The organism is Lichenihabitans sp. PAMC28606 (genome assembly GCF_020616535.1).
GTDB classification, from domain to species: Bacteria; Pseudomonadota; Alphaproteobacteria; order Rhizobiales; family Beijerinckiaceae; genus Lichenihabitans; species Lichenihabitans psoromatis.
Map to the genome: position 1 here is coordinate 2,142,333 of NZ_CP085136.1, position 16,220 is coordinate 2,158,552.

The window sequence follows — 16,220 nt, forward strand, 5'->3', positions numbered from 1 at the left end:
AGAGGTCGACGGGCGTGAGCGCCGTCACGGAGCCGGTTTCTGAGCCTGTTCGGCCGCCGTCGGTGCAGCCGGCGCCGGTGCCACAGTTTGACCCGGCTTGACCTTCTGAATGCCTTCCACCACGACCGACTGGCCCTCTTTCAGTCCCGCGATCACACCCGCCATCGTCGGGGTCGACTGTCCAAGCTTGATTTGCGTCTTGATGGCCTTGTTGTCGTCGCCCACCACATAGACCGAGTCGCCGAGTTGATCGGTCATGATGGCGGCGCGCGGAACCGACAACACCTCGACGGGTTGAACGCCCTCAAGCAGGACTTGAATGAATTCGCCGTCGACGAGTTCGCGTGTGACCGACCCCTCCGTCTGCTGCGCCAGCGGCGGATTGGCGATGGTGCCGCGTAGGGTGATCGTGTCGGTCGACGCCGCGATCGTGTTGTCGACGAAATTGACATTGCCGATCTGCGCATAGGTGCGGCCATCGGGCAGAATGATCCTGATCTGAACCGCGGCCGTGCCCTTTCCCGCGTAACGCGAGCGGAGCTCTAGGGCACTGCGGACCGAGATCGGGAACACGACATACATCGGATCCTGCCGCACGATGGTGGCCAGCGTGCCGCTGCTCGGACTGACGACGTTACCGGCCGTGATCCCGGTGCGGCCGATCTTGCCGTCGATCGGCGCCGCGATCGTCGTATAGCCGAGCTGGATCTGCGAGGTCCGCAAATTGGCTTTAGCGGCGAGCAACTGGCCCTGAAGATTGCCCTGATTGGCCTTTGCGGTATCGACGTTGGACTGTTGCCCGGCCGGCGAACTGAGGAGCGTCGTCGCACGCTCCAAAACGATGTTGGCGTTCTGCAATTGCGCCTGGATCTGATCGATCGTGGCCTGTTTGGCCGCCACATCGGCTTCGAAAGGCGGCCGCTCGAGACGATAGAGCACGTCCCCCTTCTTGACCTCCTGACCTTCCTTGAACACGATCTGGTCGATGAAGGCGGTCACGCGAGCCACGAGGTTCACCTGCTCGACGGCCTGGATGCGGCCGATGAAGCGCTCGGTCTCCACGATCGGGATTTTGCCGACCTTGACGACACCGACAGCCGGCGGAGGCGCGGCAGGCGCCTGCGCGTGGGCGACGCCCGTCAGGAGCAAAGCCGACACACCAACAATCGTAAGCAAACGGACCATCAAGACCTCGTTACGAGAACGAACAGGTTCGACCGGGCGGACGAGCACATTCAGCGCATCGCAAAACCATGAGATCCCGGCAGGACACTCGGGCATCACCCCCGCCACTCACGCCTTGGCGGAGCGAAGGATCACCTGCCTCCTCTTGACCTGATCACCATTCCGGCCATCGGTAAAATCTTACGACGCCCGGCTGCTTTCGCATTTTCGACCGTCAAAGAAAAGCCCCGCCGAAGCGGGGCTCAAGGGATCGGTGGTCAGTCTTAGCGGCAGATGCGGCGCGGCCCATACGGGGTCTCGCGGACGAAGCATCGCCGTCCGCCGTAGTAAGGACGCGGACCATAGAAGGGCCGCGCGTAGACCGGGCCGCCATTGCCTTTGCAATAGCCATAGTTGGAACGATGACCGAATGGTCCGCAACCATCACGAACCAAGGTCACCGCGGGAGCATCGCCGAGTTGCAGCGCATTGCTGAGCGGCATCGCTTCGGCGCCAACCGCCCCGAGGCCGAACATCATCACGGCTGCGGCCGCCAATCCAAGGATCTTGCGCATAATTACACCTTTCTTGCTCTGATCGGGTGCGCCCCGGTCGAGCCTAAGCTCCACACCCATAACACCGCAACCGGGCCTCTTGGTTCCCCGACGTGCCTGCGGTCGCGCAAAAGGTGCTTAAAAGTTTCTCAATTTTGGGGCTGTCGCAGGCGCATCGCCGCAAGCCCGCACCTTGAATTGACCACTCGCCGTGGCTTGATAAGACAGGGTGCCGGGTTGTCCGCGCCATCGCCCTCCCGAGAGCTCCCGTGTCTGATCTTCCGACCACAATCGCTATGCCCCAGCCCTCCGACAACCCATTCTTTGCCGAATGGGAGACGCCTTTCGGCATTGCGCCCTTTCATGACATCCGGCCAGAGCATTTCGTCCCGGCCTTTGAGCGCGGCATGGCCGAGAATGCTGCCGATATCGCGGCCATCGTGGCTGACCCGACAGCGCCGAGTTTTGACAACACGATCAAGCCGCTTGAACGGGCGGGCCTGCTTCTCAGCCGTGTCAACCGCGTATTCTGGAACCTGACCGGGGCCAACACCAATCCGGCGTTGCAGGCTATCGAACGCGAGATTTCTCCGGTGCTGGCCAAGCACTATCAGGCCATCACCATGGATCAGGGCCTGTTTGCGCGTGTCGAAGCGGTGGACCGTCTACGCGGCACGCTCGACCTCGATGAAGAGCAGGCGCGGGTTCTCGATCTCACGATCGAGGGTTTTGTGCGCGGCGGCGCAAAGCTCGATGCGAACGACAGGCAGAAGCTGACCGCCATCGTCGAACGTTTGGCGGTGCTCGGCACGTCGTTCAGCCAAAATGTGCTGGCGGACGAAAAAGCCTATGAGCTCGTCCTCGAGGGCGAAGCGGATCTTGCCGGCCTCCCCCCTGCCCTGCGGGATGCCGCCGCACAAGCCGCGACCGAGCGCGGTCTCACGGGTGGCTCCGTCATCACGCTGTCGCGATCGCTGGTGGTGCCGTTCCTTCAATTCTCAAGCCGCCGCGACCTCCGCGAGAAGGCTTATTCGGCATGGACCAAGCGCGGCGAAAACGCCGACCAACATGATAACCGCGCCATCGTGGCCGAAACCGTCAAACTCCGCGCCGAGCGTGCCGCTCTCCTCGGGTTTCCGAGCTTCGCGCATTACAAGCTCGACGACACGATGGCGAAAACCCCTGACGCGGTTCGCGATCTTCTCGACCGGGTCTGGATCAAAGCGCGGGAGCGGGCCGAGGTCGAGGCGAAAGATCTTGAAGACACGATCGCCGCGGAAGGCGGCAATTTCGACCTCGCCGGGCACGACTGGCGCTACTATTCGGAGAAGGTGCGCCACGCCCGCTATGACATCGACGACGCCGAGGTCCGCGCCTATTTCGCGCTCGATAATATCATCGCAGCGGCCTTCGACACCGCACATCGGCTGTTCGGGCTGACGTTCACCGAGCGCCGCGACGTTCCGGTCTACCATCCGGACGTGCGCGCCTTCGATGTCACCGACGGCGATGGGCAGCATGTCGCGTTGTTTCTCGGTGACTATTTCGCCCGATCGTCGAAGCGCAGCGGTGCGTGGAACTCCGGGTTCCGCGTTCAGGAGCGGATGGATGGCGAGGTGAGGCCGATCGTCGTCAACGTCATGAATTTCGCCAAGGGCGGGCAGGACGAACCGAGCCTGCTCAACATCGACGATGCGCGAACGCTCTTCCATGAATTCGGCCATGCGCTGCACTGCATGTTGTCCGACGTGACCTATCCGTCGATCGCCGGCACTAGCGTGTCGCGAGACTTCGTCGAATTCCCCTCGCAACTCTACGAGCACTGGATCATGCAGCCGACGGTGTTGAAGCGCTTCGCGCGCCATGCCATCACGGGCGAGCCGATCCCCGATCACCTGATCGAGCGGATCAAGCAAGCCCGCAACTTCAACCAGGGTTTCGCCACGGTCGAATATTGCGCCTCGGCCTATGTGGATCTCGACTTCCATCTGCTGTCACGAGAGGCGGCGGCCGCCGTCGATGCCGGACAATTCGAGCGGGACAGTCTCGCCCGAATCGGGATGCCGACCGCCATCGTGATGCGCCATCGCACGCCCCACTTTTCCCATGTGTTCTCGGGCGACGGCTATTCGGCCGGATATTATTCCTATCTCTGGTCAGAAGTGCTTGATGCCGACGGATTCGGGGCGTTCGAGGAAGCCGGCGACATTTTCGATCCGACCGTCGCCAAGAAGCTCCGCGACTATGTCTATGCGGCGGGGTCGCGGCGCGATCCGGCCGAAGCCTATCGGTTGTTCCGGGGGCGCATGCCCGATCCGGCGACTCTGCTCGAGAAGCGTGGACTGAGCTGAGCGTGGTAGAGCCGTACGGCTTCTCGCATCGACAAGGCTCGCCATGAAATGGTCCCCCGAGCAGGATGCGGCGCTGCAAGCCGTATCGGCGTGGTTGAAGAGCGGCGAAAATCAGGTCTTTCGCCTCTTCGGCTATGCGGGAACCGGAAAGACGACGCTGGCCCGGACGCTGGCGGCGGATGTCGACGGCGACGTGGCCTTCGGCGCTTTCACCGGCAAGGCCGCTCTGGTGCTGCGCCACAAGGGGTGTGAGAACGCCTCGACCATCCACAGCCTGATCTACCGCACGCGCGAGGCCGATACCGACACCCCCTCCTTCGTCCTCAACAAGGAGAGTGCGGCCGCCAAAGCCTCGCTGATCATTATCGACGAATGTTCGATGGTGGACGAGGATCTCGCCCGCGATCTCCTGTCGTTTGGAACGCCGGTTCTGGTGCTGGGCGATCCGGCGCAGATCCCGCCCGTCAAGGGCGGCGGCTATTTCACCGATGCCGAACCCGACGCCATGCTGACGGAGGTGCACCGACAGGCGGCCGACAACCCGATCATCGCTTTATCGATGCAGATCCGCGAAGGCGGACGGCTGACGCCGGGCACTTACGGAGAGAGCCGGGTGATCCGGCGCGATCAACTCGGAGCCGCCATGGTGACGCGCGCCGACCAATTGCTGGTCGGCACCAACAAGTCGCGGCGGTCGTTCAACAAGCGAATGCGCGAGTTGCTGGGGTTCACCCATGCGATGCCGGAGGTTGGCGAGAAGCTCGTTTGTCTTCGTAATGACAAGAAGAAAGGGCTGCTGAACGGTGGGACTTGGCTTGTCGACTCCCTTCAGCCGATGCGCGGCACCAAGCTCAAGATGACGGTGTCGCCGGAGGAAGAGCGGGGCAAAAAAGCCGTCAAGATCAGCGTGCTTCCGGCCTATTTCGAGGGCAAGGAGGACGAACTCTCGATGGCGGTCCGTCGCGAATCGGACGAATTCGACTACGGCTACGCCTTGACGGTCCATAAGGCGCAAGGCTCGCAGTGGAATTCGGTCGTGCTCTTCGACGAGAGCTATGCGTTCCGGGAGCATCGGAGCCGCTGGCTCTATACCGGCCTGACCCGGGCGGCCGAAAAGATCATCGTGGTGGTCGACTAGGAGCGAATTTCCTATGCCCATTCGTCGGGCCGCACTGATGGCTGCACTGGCGAGGCTTCAAGGGCTGCAACTCGCTCCGGCTCCGCACGTTGACGATGAAACGGGGCGCATCTCGCCCACTCATCACAAGGGTGGAGACACCCTCTCGGAGCGTTTCATGTCGGTCTTTTTAAAGGCGGTTCAGCCCCTCGTGGTCGCCGTTTCCTTCGCAGTTGTGGCGACGGCTGCTGTCGGATCGTTCGATCCGGCCAACGCTCAAATCCTGCCGCATGGGGGCGGCGGCGGTTTTCACGGGGGGAGCGGCGGTTTCCATGGGGGGAGTGGAGGCTTTCACGGTGGCGGTCAGCGCTTTGGCGGCATGCAAGGGGCTGCCCCGTCTGGCCAGAACTTCGGCGGTGGCACCGTCACTCGGGGCGGCGGATCGCGCCCGCTGACGATCGGCGGAGCACAACGTCCGAATCAGGGCTTTGGCCGAGGCGGGTTCGGGCAAGGCGGTTACGCTGGTGGTTACCATGGCGGCTATGGCGATCGTCGCGGCTTTGGCGACCGTCGCGGCTATGGCTATGCCGGGCTCGGAGCCCTGGGTGGCTTTGGTTTAGGATACGGCCTCGCTGGTGGATATGGCTACGACGACGATGCCTATGGCTACGGCTATGGAAGCTCATTCGATGGCATCGGTCCCGGCTACGCCGATGGTACGACCTTCTATGGACAGGGTTACGGCCCCGCGGATGTCTACGGCGGCAATCCCGACGCGTTGATTCAGGACGCACCACGCACGATCGCAGGTTACACGCCCGGCCCGGCGCAAATCGGCACTGCCCGTCACTCTGATCAAGATGAGGAGGAGCGGACTGCGATCGGCAATGCATGCCGGACGCCGGTCAAAACCTGCGATTTGTATGAACCCGCACAGATCGGCGGTGGCTGCTCCTGCAAAGTGGCTGGCAGATCTCGCGCTCGTGGAGCGGTTGTGCAGTGACTGTTAAGCATCAGTCCACGTCAATCTTGGAAAATCTGTGACAAGGCCGATTGTGACGCTTGATTGTCGGTGCGTCGTCGTCATCTTACCGGCGCGGTCACGTCAATGTGTAACCATGAAAACGCCTGATTGACCAAACCGATCGCGGAGCAACTTTTGTGCTTCACGTGCGTTCGCTTGGTGGGTTAAGCGTCAGCTTGACAGGTACGTCTCGAACAGGCGGCTTGTATGATGCGGCAGGCACTTTCGGTACGACGTAACCTGCAATGTTTTTTGAACAGAAGGGGTTTAACATGAAGAATTCGAAGCTCGTTATGGCCGGCGTGGCTCTTGCCTTCCTTTCGGGCGGTGTCGCTTCTGCTTTCGCTCAGGGCGCTCCCGATGACGTTTCCGGCGTCAAGAGCCGCAAGATGCATGTGCACGGCCAGGCCGCTCGCACCAACGTGAAGACCGAAGCTGGCTATCGTCCGCTCACGGTCGGCGCTCCCCGCGTTGCTCGCGTCCCGACCGCGGCTGAGTCCGTCAATGGTCTCGGCGCAGCTGTCGCTTCGCCCTTCAACGGCATTGCGGCTGTTGGCGGCCCGATCGGCGTTGGTGGTTCCGTGATCGGCGGCGCTATCGGCGGCGCGACCTCGATCGCGACGGCTCCCCTCGGCGCATTGCTCGGCGGCCCGGTCGGGATTTCGAACGACTTGGCTCCCCCGCTGCCGATCAAGGCTCGCTATGCTCACACCGGTCCGGTGACAACGACCCTCGACGACGGCTATGCTCAGGAAGTGCCGGTTGATCGTTCGGGCCCGATCTACATGATCGACAACGGCGGCAAGGATCGCACCGTGACCCCGTTCACGCTTCTGATCTTCCCGGTTACGGGCGCTGTCTCGGCTCTGACCTCGCCGCTGCGTCCGGCTCCGGTCGTTGCTCACTAAGCTCACTTTACTGAGCTAAAATCAGAAGGGCTGGCGTTTCGCCAGCCCTTTTTTTTGTCGAAGAACGACATGCCCCGCCGCTAGAATAGTCCTTCGGTTTCGCCGTCGACGACCCGAATACCGAGTGCGGCCGGGCAACGCGGCAATCCCGGCATCGTTCTCACATCGCCGCAGAGCGCTACCACGAAACCCGCGCCGGCCATCAATCTGAAACCCGTGATCGGAACGATATGGTCCGTGGGCGCGCCGCGGATCGTCGGATCCACGCTGAAACTATAGGGCGTCTTGGCGATACAGACCGGCAAATGGCCCGCTCCGGATGCTTCGATCGCTTGGAGCTGTTTGACGGCGGAGGATGTCATCTCGATATCGGCCGCGCCGTAAATCGTTCGTGCAACGACCCGCACCTTCTCGGCCAATGGCAGGGCGTCGGCATAGGACAACTGCAACGTTCCAGGTCCGACTTCCACGCGCTCCACAACGGCTGCGGCGAGCGCCTCGATACCGGCCGACCCCTCGGCCCAATGACGGCAAAGGATAGCCTCCGTGCCCAGTCGCTCACGGCACAATGCCTGAAGCATGTCGACCTCTGCGGCCGTATCGGTCGCGAAATGGTTGATCGCAACGAGAGGATCAAAGCCAAACGTCCGCAGGTTGCCGACATGACGCTGGAGATTAGCAAATCCGCGCTCGACCGCCGCGACATCGTCGCGCTCGAGGGCATCCTTGGCAACGCCACCGTGCATTTTCAGCGCCCGCACCGTCGCCACGATGACGACAGCAGAGGGTGCGAGTCCCGCGCTGCGACACTTGATGTTGAAAAACTTCTCCGCGCCAAGATCGGCGCCGAAACCGGCCTCGGTCACGACGTAATCGGCAAGCGACAGCCCAGTTCGCGTCGCGATCACTGAATTGCACCCGTGCGCGATATTGGCGAACGGGCCACCGTGAACGATGGCCGGCGTTCCCTCCAATGTCTGCACGAGATTCGGCCGCAAGGCGTCCTTGAGCAACGCCGTCATGGCGCCGGTGGCGCCGAGCTGAGCCACCGTGATCGGCGTCCCATCGTTGGTCGCGGCCACGACGATCCGGCTTAATCGCCGCTCGAGATCGTCGAGATCCTGCGCGAGGCAGAACACCGCCATGACTTCGGACGCGACCGTGATGTCAAACCCGTCCTCGCGGGGATAGCCGTTCGATGGGCCGCCGAGAGACGATACGATCGACCGCAAGGCGCGGTCGTTCATGTCGACCGCCCGTCGCCAAACGATGCGGCGCGCGTCGATCCCGAGCGCGTTGCCCCAATAGATGTGATTGTCGATCATAGCGGCCAGCAAATTATGGGCGCTGGTGATCGCGTGGAAATCGCCGGTGAAATGCAGGTTGATATGTTCCATCGGAGCGACTTGGGCGTGGCCACCGCCGGTCGCGCCGCCCTTCTGACCGAAGCACGGACCGAGCGAGGGTTCACGCAAGCAGACGATGGCGCTCTTGCCGAGACGCCGGAGGCCATCGGCAAGGCCGATCGTGGTCGTGGTTTTGCCTTCGCCGGCCGGCGTCGGACTGATGGCCGTCACCAGGATCAGCTTGGCATTGGGTCGCTCGGGGCGGTCAGCCAAGGCCTGCGGCGTCAGTTTTGCGATGAACCGGCCATAGGGATGCAGCGCTTCATCCGGGAGGCCAAGGTGTGCTCCGATCTCCGTGATCGGGCGAAGGGGAACAAGACGGGCAATCTCGAGATCGGACGACATGCGGGTCCCTTTAGCTCTGGGCGAGATCGCGCGCGTCTCGTCCCCTGACATCGCGCGCAGTTCCGTCGAGCCGCAACGGCGTAGCGTCGATTAACGTGGCGGTCCGATCCTGTCGCGCCTTTTCTGGCTAAGACCGAGCGCCGCCTCAAAGAGGCCCGCGTGGCGGCTTGCTTAGGACAATCTGTCCGTCGTAAACCTGCCACAGACGATTTATCTCAGATCCACGTTTCGAGGCAGCCTCCCGGGAGTCACGTCCTCCGGCCTGCCGTCTCCATCAACGCGGCAGGGTCCTCCTATGCGGTACCGGCATTATTTCGATGAGGCTCTGGATCGTTTGAGATCAGAGCGCCGATACCGCGTTTTCGCGGATTTGGCCCGCGACGTTGACCGCATGCCGCAGGCCGATCTCTGGATCGAGGGAACAGCCCGTCCCGTCACCGTGTGGTGCTCGAACGACTATCTCGGCATGGGTCGCCATCCGGACGTGATCGCGGCCATGCAAGCGGCGGCCGCACGATATGGCGCCGGAGCCGGTGGAACGCGCAATATTTCCGGCAACAGCCATCCTGTCGTCGACCTCGAGCGAGACTTGGCCGATCTGCACGCTAAGGACGCGGCTCTCGTCTTTACCTCCGGCTGGGTCTCGAACCTCGCGGCGTTGTCGACGGTGGCGCAACTGCTTCCGGATTGCCTGATCCTGTCGGACGCGTGGAATCACAATTCCATGATCGAGGGCATTCGCCGTTCGGGTCGCGACAAGCAGATCTTCCGGCACAATGATCTCGCGCATCTCGAGCAATTGTTGCGCGACACGGATGTGAACCGCCCGAAGCTGATCGTCTTTGAAAGCCTATATTCGATGGACGGCGATCTCTCTCCGATCGCCGGAATCGCGGCCTTGGCGCGACGCTATAACGCGATGACCTATCTCGACGAAGTCCATGCGGTTGGGCTCTACGGCGCGCGCGGTGGCGGCATCGCCGAGCGCGACGGCGTCATGGGGGAGATCGATATCATCGAGGGCACGTTAGCCAAGGGGTATGGCACGCTTGGGGGCTATGTGGCCGCCGATGCATCCATCGTCGATGCGATCCGGAGCTATGCGCCATCGTTCATTTTCACGACCGCGCTGCCGCCGGCCGTCGCTTGCGCGGCCCGCGCGGCGGTGCAGCATTTGAAGACCTCCTCGGTCGAGCGGACGATGCATCAACGTCAGGTGGCGCTGACGAAGGCCGCGCTTGTGGCCGCCGATCTGCCCGTGATGCAGAACCGGTCGCATATCGTGCCGTTGTTCGTCGGCGACGCCGAGCGCTGCAAGGCCGCATCCGATATGCTTCTCGATCAGCACAATATCTACATCCAGCCGATCAACTATCCGACGGTGGCGCGCGGGAGCGAGCGGCTCCGCATCACCCCGACACCGTTGCATACGGCTCAGCATGTCGCGGCGCTCACGACGGCCCTGACCGACGTGTGGGAGCGCCTCGATCTGCCGACGGCGGCGCGCTACAACGCCCACGCAGCAGAGTAGTTAGACGGGAGGCCCCGCCTCGCGATTCTCCGGGGGTCGCGCCGCATCCTGTTCATCGGCGCCCCGGTCGTTGGCGTAATGCGTATGCTCGAGGACCCGGAGCTCGTTGGCGATATCCTTCAGGCTCGTTTCGCCCTTGCTCAGCACCCGATCCGCCGCCGCCAACCGCTTGCGCTCGGCATTGCTGATGTCGCGCGCGCTGAGAACCACGACCGGAATATCTTCGCCAAACGGCGTCTTGCGGAGGGCATCCAGAAACACGAACCCATCCATCACCGGCATCGTCAGATCGAGCAGGATCAGGCGCGGCCTCGCGGCGGCGACCCGCTCGAGCGCCTCGGCCCCGTTGGCGGCCTCTTGAACGGTCCATCCATTCTTTTCGAGCACGGACCGAAGCCTTTCCCGCGCGCCCCTGTCGTCGTCGACCACCAGAACGTCACCCTCGTGGTCGTGAAAACGATCCATGATGTGGCTAAGGCTGCTCCAATCCACCGGCTTGGCGAGATGCTCGTCGGCGCCGAGTGAGGCCGCCAGCCCATTGTCGGACACGAAGGTGATCATCACGACGGGCACGCCCGCAAGATCCGGGTCTCTCTTCAGCGCGCTCAAGACCGACCAGCCGTCCATCTGCGGCATCATGACATCGAGCAGGATCGCGCGCGGCTTCAGGGCTTTGGCACGTTCGAGCCCTTGCCGGCCATCGGAAGCCGTCTCGACAGCGAAATTCTGTCGCTCGAGGAAGCGGCTCATGAGGTCACGTTGCGCGGGATCGTCGTCAATCACGAGAATGAGATCTCGCGTTCCGGCATCGGCGGGACGCGCCTCGGCGGCATTGTCGGCCGTCTCGTCAAATTCCGGCCGGACCGGCATGATGGCGGGAATGCGGAGCGAGAAGGTCGTGCCTTCGCCCGCAATGCTGTCGACCGAAATGTCACCACCCATGAGGCGGCTGAACGCGCGGCTGATGGCGAGACCGAGCCCCGTTCCGCCGAACCGTCGCGTCGTCGTCTCGTCGGCCTGCGAGAAGCGCGCGAACAGTCGCTGCAACTGCTCGGGCGTCATGCCGATTCCGGTATCGATCACGCGGAACGTGACCCAATCGGCCCCGCCTTGCTGCTCGCGCGAGACCGCCAGCTTGATCGTGCCGTTCTCGGTGAATTTTGCCGCATTGCTCAACAGATTGAACAAACATTGCCGCAGCTTGACGACGTCGGTCGTCATCGCGCCAAGATCTGGATCGAGCTCGAGCAGCGCCACGTTGTTCTTCTGCTTGACCAGAGCATCGACGGTCGAGACCACGTCGGTCGCCAGCGTCGCGACGTCGATATCCTCGGCAAACACATCCATGCGATTGGCTTCGATTTTCGACAGATCGAGCACGTCGTTGATGAGACTGAGCAGGTGGCGGGCGTTGGATTTGATCTTGCCGAGATCGGCCAGAAGGCTCGCCTCGCCGAGTTCCTCGACCTCCTCCTCCAGCATCTCGCAATAGCCGATGACGGCCGACAACGGGGTGCGGAGCTCATGGCTCATATTGGCCAGAAACACGCTCTTGGCCCGGTTTGCTGCCTCGGCCGCATCGCGCGCCGCCGAAAGCTCGATCTCCGCTTCCTTGCGCTCGCTGACATCCGTATGCGACCCGATCCATTCGCGGATGCCGCCCGCAGGGTCGAGGATAGGCGCCGCGCTGACGTCCATGTGACGCCAAGTCCCGTCGTGCCGACGCAGGCGATGTTCCAGCGTGAACGGGACGCCAGCGCCGATCGCCGCCTCCCACCCATGTTGGGTGCGAAGCCGGTCGTCCGGATGCACCGCATCCAGCCAACCCCACAGCATGGACGCCTCGGGCTCCTGGCCCGTGAAGGCTTGCCATTCGGGCTGCGCCTTGATGAAAGCGCCGGCCGCATCGGTGATCCAGATCATCGAGGAACTGGATTGGGTCAGCGTGCGGAACCGCTCCTCGCTCTCTCGTAGCCACCGTTCGGCCCGCTTGCGGGAGGTCACGTCGGTGATCACCATCCCGACACCCGCCCGGCGCTTGGCTTTGGCGCTCGGCGCAACGGCGCTGGCCAGCGGATAGAAGCTGACCTGATACTCGCGGATATCCTTGCTGTTGTTGGTGCTCTGCGCCTGCACTTCGACATTGGAAATCGGGCGACCACCCTCGACCACCGCTTGCAGGCGGTCGGTCAGCACATCGCGTAATTGCGGCATGACATCCCAGATGCTGGCCCCCAAGGCCGCGCTCAAGGCCCGTTCGCTCATCTTGGCGAGCGCGCCATTGATCTGCTCGACTCGCAGCGACGCGTCGAGAAAGCCGAGGCCGACCGGCGCATTTTCGAAGACGCCCGCCAGCAAGGCACTGCTTCTGAGATGCTCGCGACGGCGCTTCAACGCGATGTAAGCCGCGATGCCGAACGCCAGCAGCGTCGACATCAGCGAAACCACCCGCAAGAACGAGGTCCATTGCTGAAGACCGTTTTCCATCCTGCCGATCGACGCGGTCGCGCTCAGCTGCAGATCCGCAACTTCACCGCGCACCTGATCCATCAGGGCTTTGCCACGCCCGTTCCGGACGGCCGCCATCGCCGCATCGCGCCCCTGGGTTCGGAAGACTTCGATCCCCTTGCCGGCGCTGTCCAGCCGCTGCCGGGCGAGGTCGATGAGTTTGTCGGCCCGTTGACCAATCAGCCGATGCAACGCCGCCGTATCGGCTTCGAAGGCCGGGATCGCTGCCGTATAGGGAGAGAGATACGGCTCTTCGCCGGTGAGAAGAAAGCCGCGTTGACCCGTTTCCGCATCTTTGAGGGTCGAAAGAACCCGTTCGGCCCGCAACACGACAGCATTGTCATGCGCGATCCGGTCGGCTTGGCGGACGTCGAGCCAATAATCCCAACCCGCTGTGACCACCGCGATGGCTAGGAAGATGCCGGCCGCGATGCTCAAGGCCCGCGTGTGGTTCCCCGTTCGTCCGTCCTCAGCCAGCATCCAGCTCCCCGATGTGAGATAGGCCAGCGCCGCGAGCCATGCTGGCCGACCGCCGACAGAGTTTACGTTCGATCGGCAAACTACGCTTCTTGTCTGAAGAAGTCGCCTCGCTTGCCGCTCGGAGGTCGCAGATCGAATTGGTGCAGTGCCAAATCGAATTTGGCTTGACGACCACCGCGCGCTGTGAAAATTTTTACAGCAGAAAAGAAATTTTACATGGGAGCATGCTGGTTTGGCCTTGGCCTGGAACATGTCGTCGATCGAGGATGATGAAAGCTTGGCGACCCGCGCCGCTTGGCTTCATTTCATCGGCGGTTTGACGCAGGGCGAAGTCGCCACCCGCATGAACATCCAAAGCGTCAAAGCCCATCGGCTCATCGCCCGCGCCAACCGCGACGGGTTGATCCGCGTGTTCATCGATGGCGAGGTGGCCGAATGTGTCGCACTCGAAGACAAGCTTCGGTCGCTCTACGGCCTGGGGCTCTGCGAGGTTGCGCCGACCGTCGATCTCGATCCGTTGCCGCTCCGCTCCCTCGGCATGCTGGGCGCCCGCTTTCTCCGGGCGGCCCTGGAAAAGCGCGATGATCCGGTGATCGGCCTCGGGCATGGGCGAACGCTGGCGGCCTGCATCAACCAATTGCCCCGCACCAAGGCCGGCGGCACGCGTTTCGTGTCGCTGCTCGGCGGGTTTACGCGAAAATTCGAGGCGAATCCCTTCGACGTCATCAATCGTGTTGCGGAACGTACCGACGCCGAGACCTATGTGATGCCGTTGCCCTTCGTGCTGAACTCAGCCGAGGATCGGGCCATCCTCATGGCGCAAAAAGGTATCGAAGCGGTGTTCGACCTCGCGCGCGAGGCGTCGCTGAAATTCGTCGGCATCGGCACGACGGACGGCGGCGATGCATCGCTGACGGCCTCAGGCATGATCGAGCGCTGCGAAATGACCGCCATCAAGCAGGCCGGCGCCAGAGGCGAAATTCTTGGCCATTTCTTCGACGATCGGGGCAAGCGGGTCGAGACGGATCTGTCAGCCCGGACCATGTCGCTATCGTTCGAGGATCTCGCGCGCGGCAAACTGGTCGCGGTGGCGGGGGGACAGGCCAAACCGGCCGCGATCCGCGCCATTCTGGCCAGTGGACTGTTGCATGGCCTTTTGACCGACGAACGAACGGCGCGCAGCCTCGTCGATCTCTCGCCTGACCCGTAAGGGTTCGGTTGCTCGTCCGGACCGGTGGTCCGGGCAGTCGTCCGGGTCAACGAACCCTCGACGATCAAAAACAAGAAACGATTCCAAGGGTTGAACCACAAGGACGGACACCATGCACGATAAAGAGAAAGATCTATTCGAGGCCTTTACCAAGAAGCGCCTCAGCCGCCGCGAATTGATGGACCGGACGGCGAAATTGGGGATCGGCGCTGCGGCAGCACACTCGCTGCTCGGCCTCGCCTCGACCAACGCGATGGCGGCCGATTTCGATTGGAAAGCCAATAAGGGCAAGACGATCCGGCTGCTGCTCAACAAGCATCCCTATGCCGACGCCATGATCGCCGACATTGAATCCTTTAAGACATTGACCGGCATGAACGTCACCTACGACGTGTTCCCGGAAGACGTCTATTTCGACAAGGTGGTGGCGGCCCTCTCCTCGAAATCCGACCAGTATGATGCGTTCATGACCGGCGCCTACCAGACCTGGACTTACGGCCCCGCCGGCTGGATCGAAGATCTGAAGCCCTATATCGAGAGTGCCGACAAGACCAACCCCAACTATAAGTGGGACGATGTGCTGCCGGGCCTGCGCGCCTCGACAGCCTGGAACGGCGTCCCCGGTGCGGCGCTCGGCTCGGCGGATGCCAAGCAATGGTGCATTCCGTGGGGCTACGAGATGAACAGCCTCACCTATAATAAGAAGATGTTCGACAAGCTCGGCATGAAGCCGCCGAACAACATGGCCGAACTGATGGACGGCGCCGCCAAATTCCAGAAGGAGGCCGGCGGCCCCTACGGCGTCGGCGTGCGCGGATCGCGCTCCTGGGCCACCATCCATCCGGGTTTCCTCTCGGCCTATACGAATTTCGGCCAAAAGGATTTCACGGTCACGGACGGTAAGCTCAAGGCCGCCATGAACACCAAGGAGTCCAAGGCGTTCCATGCCGATTGGGTCAAGATGATCCAGGATTCGGGTCCGAAGAACTGGTCGACCTATACCTGGTATCAGGTCGGAACCGACCTCGGCGCAGGCGCGTCGGGCATGATCTACGACGCCGACATCCTCGGTTATTTCATGAACGGCGGCGACAATAAGGAAGCCGGCAGCCTCGGCTTCCATGCTTTCGCGCCGAATCCGGCCGCCAAGGCGCCGACCCCGAATGTGTGGATCTGGTCGCTCGCCATGTCGAGCTTCGGCAAGCAGAAGGATGCCACCTGGGCGTTCATGCAATGGGCGTCCTCGGTCGAACACGGCATGTTCGGCGCGCGGAAGATGGACTTCGTGAACCCCGTCCGCGCATCGGTCGCGGCCGACAGCGAATGGCGCACCAAGATCAACAAGAGCTATCCTGGCTACATCGACCAGCTCGATGCCTCCGCGCCGGGTGCCAAGATCTACTTCACGGCACAGCCCTTGTTCTCCGATCTCACCACCGAATGGGCCTCGACCCTGCAGCAGATGGTGTCGAAGGAGATCCCGGTCGACGAAGGCCTCGACAAGCTCGCGGCCAGCACCGACCAGCAACTCAAGGATGCCGGGCTCGGCTAAGCCGGAACGCTCCATCAGCGAGAACGAGGGGGCGCCGTCCCCTCGTTCCGACACTGCCCCGGATCGGTCG

The 16,220-nt window shown here is 62.6% G+C and carries 11 protein-coding genes; 7 read left to right on the top strand and 4 right to left on the bottom strand.

Going from position 1 to position 16,220, the window contains the following annotated elements:
• Nucleotides 1–24 precede the first annotated feature (24 nt).
• Nucleotides 25–1,185, bottom strand: coding sequence for an efflux RND transporter periplasmic adaptor subunit (locus tag LGH83_RS10175; protein ID WP_227398589.1), 1,161 nt, complete (start codon nucleotides 1,183–1,185; stop codon nucleotides 25–27).
• A 263-nt stretch (nucleotides 1,186–1,448) separates the two neighbouring features.
• Complete coding sequence (locus LGH83_RS10180) at nucleotides 1,449–1,739, bottom strand: GCG_CRPN prefix-to-repeats domain-containing protein (RefSeq protein ID WP_227398590.1); 291 nt, start codon at nucleotides 1,737–1,739, stop codon at nucleotides 1,449–1,451.
• Nucleotides 1,740–2,014: 275 nt separating this feature from the next.
• Here LGH83_RS10180 and LGH83_RS10185 point away from each other — a divergent pair, with 275 nt between their 5' ends.
• From LGH83_RS10185 to LGH83_RS10200, 4 genes are all read left to right on the top strand, one after another.
• Nucleotides 2,015–4,069: a M3 family metallopeptidase gene (locus tag LGH83_RS10185; RefSeq protein WP_227401801.1), complete on the top strand. Its 2,055-nt coding sequence runs from the start codon at nucleotides 2,015–2,017 to the stop codon at nucleotides 4,067–4,069.
• A 43-nt stretch (nucleotides 4,070–4,112) separates the two neighbouring features.
• The gene (locus LGH83_RS10190; protein ID WP_227398591.1) at nucleotides 4,113–5,207 is read left to right on the top strand and encodes an ATP-dependent DNA helicase; all 1,095 of its coding nucleotides are present in this window, start codon (nucleotides 4,113–4,115) and stop codon (nucleotides 5,205–5,207) included.
• A 157-nt stretch (nucleotides 5,208–5,364) separates the two neighbouring features.
• Nucleotides 5,365–6,189 carry a hypothetical protein gene (locus LGH83_RS10195; RefSeq protein WP_227398592.1) on the top strand — a complete coding sequence of 275 codons (825 nt, stop codon included), beginning with the start codon at nucleotides 5,365–5,367 and terminating at the stop codon, nucleotides 6,187–6,189.
• A gap of 293 nt (nucleotides 6,190–6,482) precedes the next feature.
• Complete coding sequence (locus LGH83_RS10200) at nucleotides 6,483–7,118, top strand: hypothetical protein (protein ID WP_227398593.1); 636 nt, start codon at nucleotides 6,483–6,485, stop codon at nucleotides 7,116–7,118.
• 80 nt (nucleotides 7,119–7,198) lie between these two features.
• Here the strand turns inward: LGH83_RS10200 and LGH83_RS10205 are convergent, their stop codons facing one another.
• On the bottom strand, nucleotides 7,199–8,869 hold the full coding sequence (locus LGH83_RS10205) for a formate--tetrahydrofolate ligase (RefSeq protein ID WP_227398594.1): 1,671 nt from the start codon (nucleotides 8,867–8,869) through the stop codon (nucleotides 7,199–7,201).
• Between the two features lie 295 nt (nucleotides 8,870–9,164).
• On the opposite strand from LGH83_RS10205, the gene hemA reads away from it, so the two are divergent.
• Nucleotides 9,165–10,400: a 5-aminolevulinate synthase gene (gene hemA, locus LGH83_RS10210; protein WP_227398595.1), complete on the top strand. Its 1,236-nt coding sequence runs from the start codon at nucleotides 9,165–9,167 to the stop codon at nucleotides 10,398–10,400.
• Here hemA and LGH83_RS10215 read toward each other — a convergent pair whose 3' ends face one another.
• A complete protein-coding gene (locus LGH83_RS10215) occupies nucleotides 10,401–13,388 on the bottom strand; it encodes a response regulator (protein ID WP_227398596.1) in 2,988 nt (995 codons plus the stop codon).
• Between the two features lie 250 nt (nucleotides 13,389–13,638).
• On the opposite strand from LGH83_RS10215, the gene LGH83_RS10220 reads away from it, so the two are divergent.
• Both LGH83_RS10220 and LGH83_RS10225 read left to right on the top strand, forming a co-directional pair.
• Nucleotides 13,639–14,598 carry a sugar-binding transcriptional regulator gene (locus LGH83_RS10220; protein WP_227398597.1) on the top strand — a complete coding sequence of 320 codons (960 nt, stop codon included), beginning with the start codon at nucleotides 13,639–13,641 and terminating at the stop codon, nucleotides 14,596–14,598.
• 112 nt (nucleotides 14,599–14,710) lie between these two features.
• On the top strand, nucleotides 14,711–16,150 hold the full coding sequence (locus LGH83_RS10225) for an extracellular solute-binding protein (RefSeq protein ID WP_227398598.1): 1,440 nt from the start codon (nucleotides 14,711–14,713) through the stop codon (nucleotides 16,148–16,150).
• Nucleotides 16,151–16,220: the final 70 nt, after the last annotated feature.

Bases quoted from the DNA above. Each gene is read 5' to 3' on its own strand.
- LGH83_RS10225 (WP_227398598.1), top strand. From the start codon at position 14,711: ATGCACGATAAAGAGAAAGATCTATTCGAGGCCTTTACCAAGAAGCGC.
- LGH83_RS10205 (WP_227398594.1), bottom strand. From the start codon at position 8,869: ATGTCGTCCGATCTCGAGATTGCCCGTCTTGTTCCCCTTCGCCCGATC.
- LGH83_RS10215 (WP_227398596.1), bottom strand. From the start codon at position 13,388: ATGCTGGCTGAGGACGGACGAACGGGGAACCACACGCGGGCCTTGAGC.
- LGH83_RS10220 (WP_227398597.1), top strand. From the start codon at position 13,639: ATGTCGTCGATCGAGGATGATGAAAGCTTGGCGACCCGCGCCGCTTGG.
- hemA (WP_227398595.1), top strand. From the start codon at position 9,165: ATGCGGTACCGGCATTATTTCGATGAGGCTCTGGATCGTTTGAGATCA.
- LGH83_RS10175 (WP_227398589.1), bottom strand. From the start codon at position 1,185: ATGGTCCGTTTGCTTACGATTGTTGGTGTGTCGGCTTTGCTCCTGACG.
- LGH83_RS10200 (WP_227398593.1), top strand. From the start codon at position 6,483: ATGAAGAATTCGAAGCTCGTTATGGCCGGCGTGGCTCTTGCCTTCCTT.
- LGH83_RS10185 (WP_227401801.1), top strand. From the start codon at position 2,015: ATGCCCCAGCCCTCCGACAACCCATTCTTTGCCGAATGGGAGACGCCT.
- LGH83_RS10190 (WP_227398591.1), top strand. From the start codon at position 4,113: ATGAAATGGTCCCCCGAGCAGGATGCGGCGCTGCAAGCCGTATCGGCG.
- LGH83_RS10180 (WP_227398590.1), bottom strand. From the start codon at position 1,739: ATGCGCAAGATCCTTGGATTGGCGGCCGCAGCCGTGATGATGTTCGGC.
- LGH83_RS10195 (WP_227398592.1), top strand. From the start codon at position 5,365: ATGTCGGTCTTTTTAAAGGCGGTTCAGCCCCTCGTGGTCGCCGTTTCC.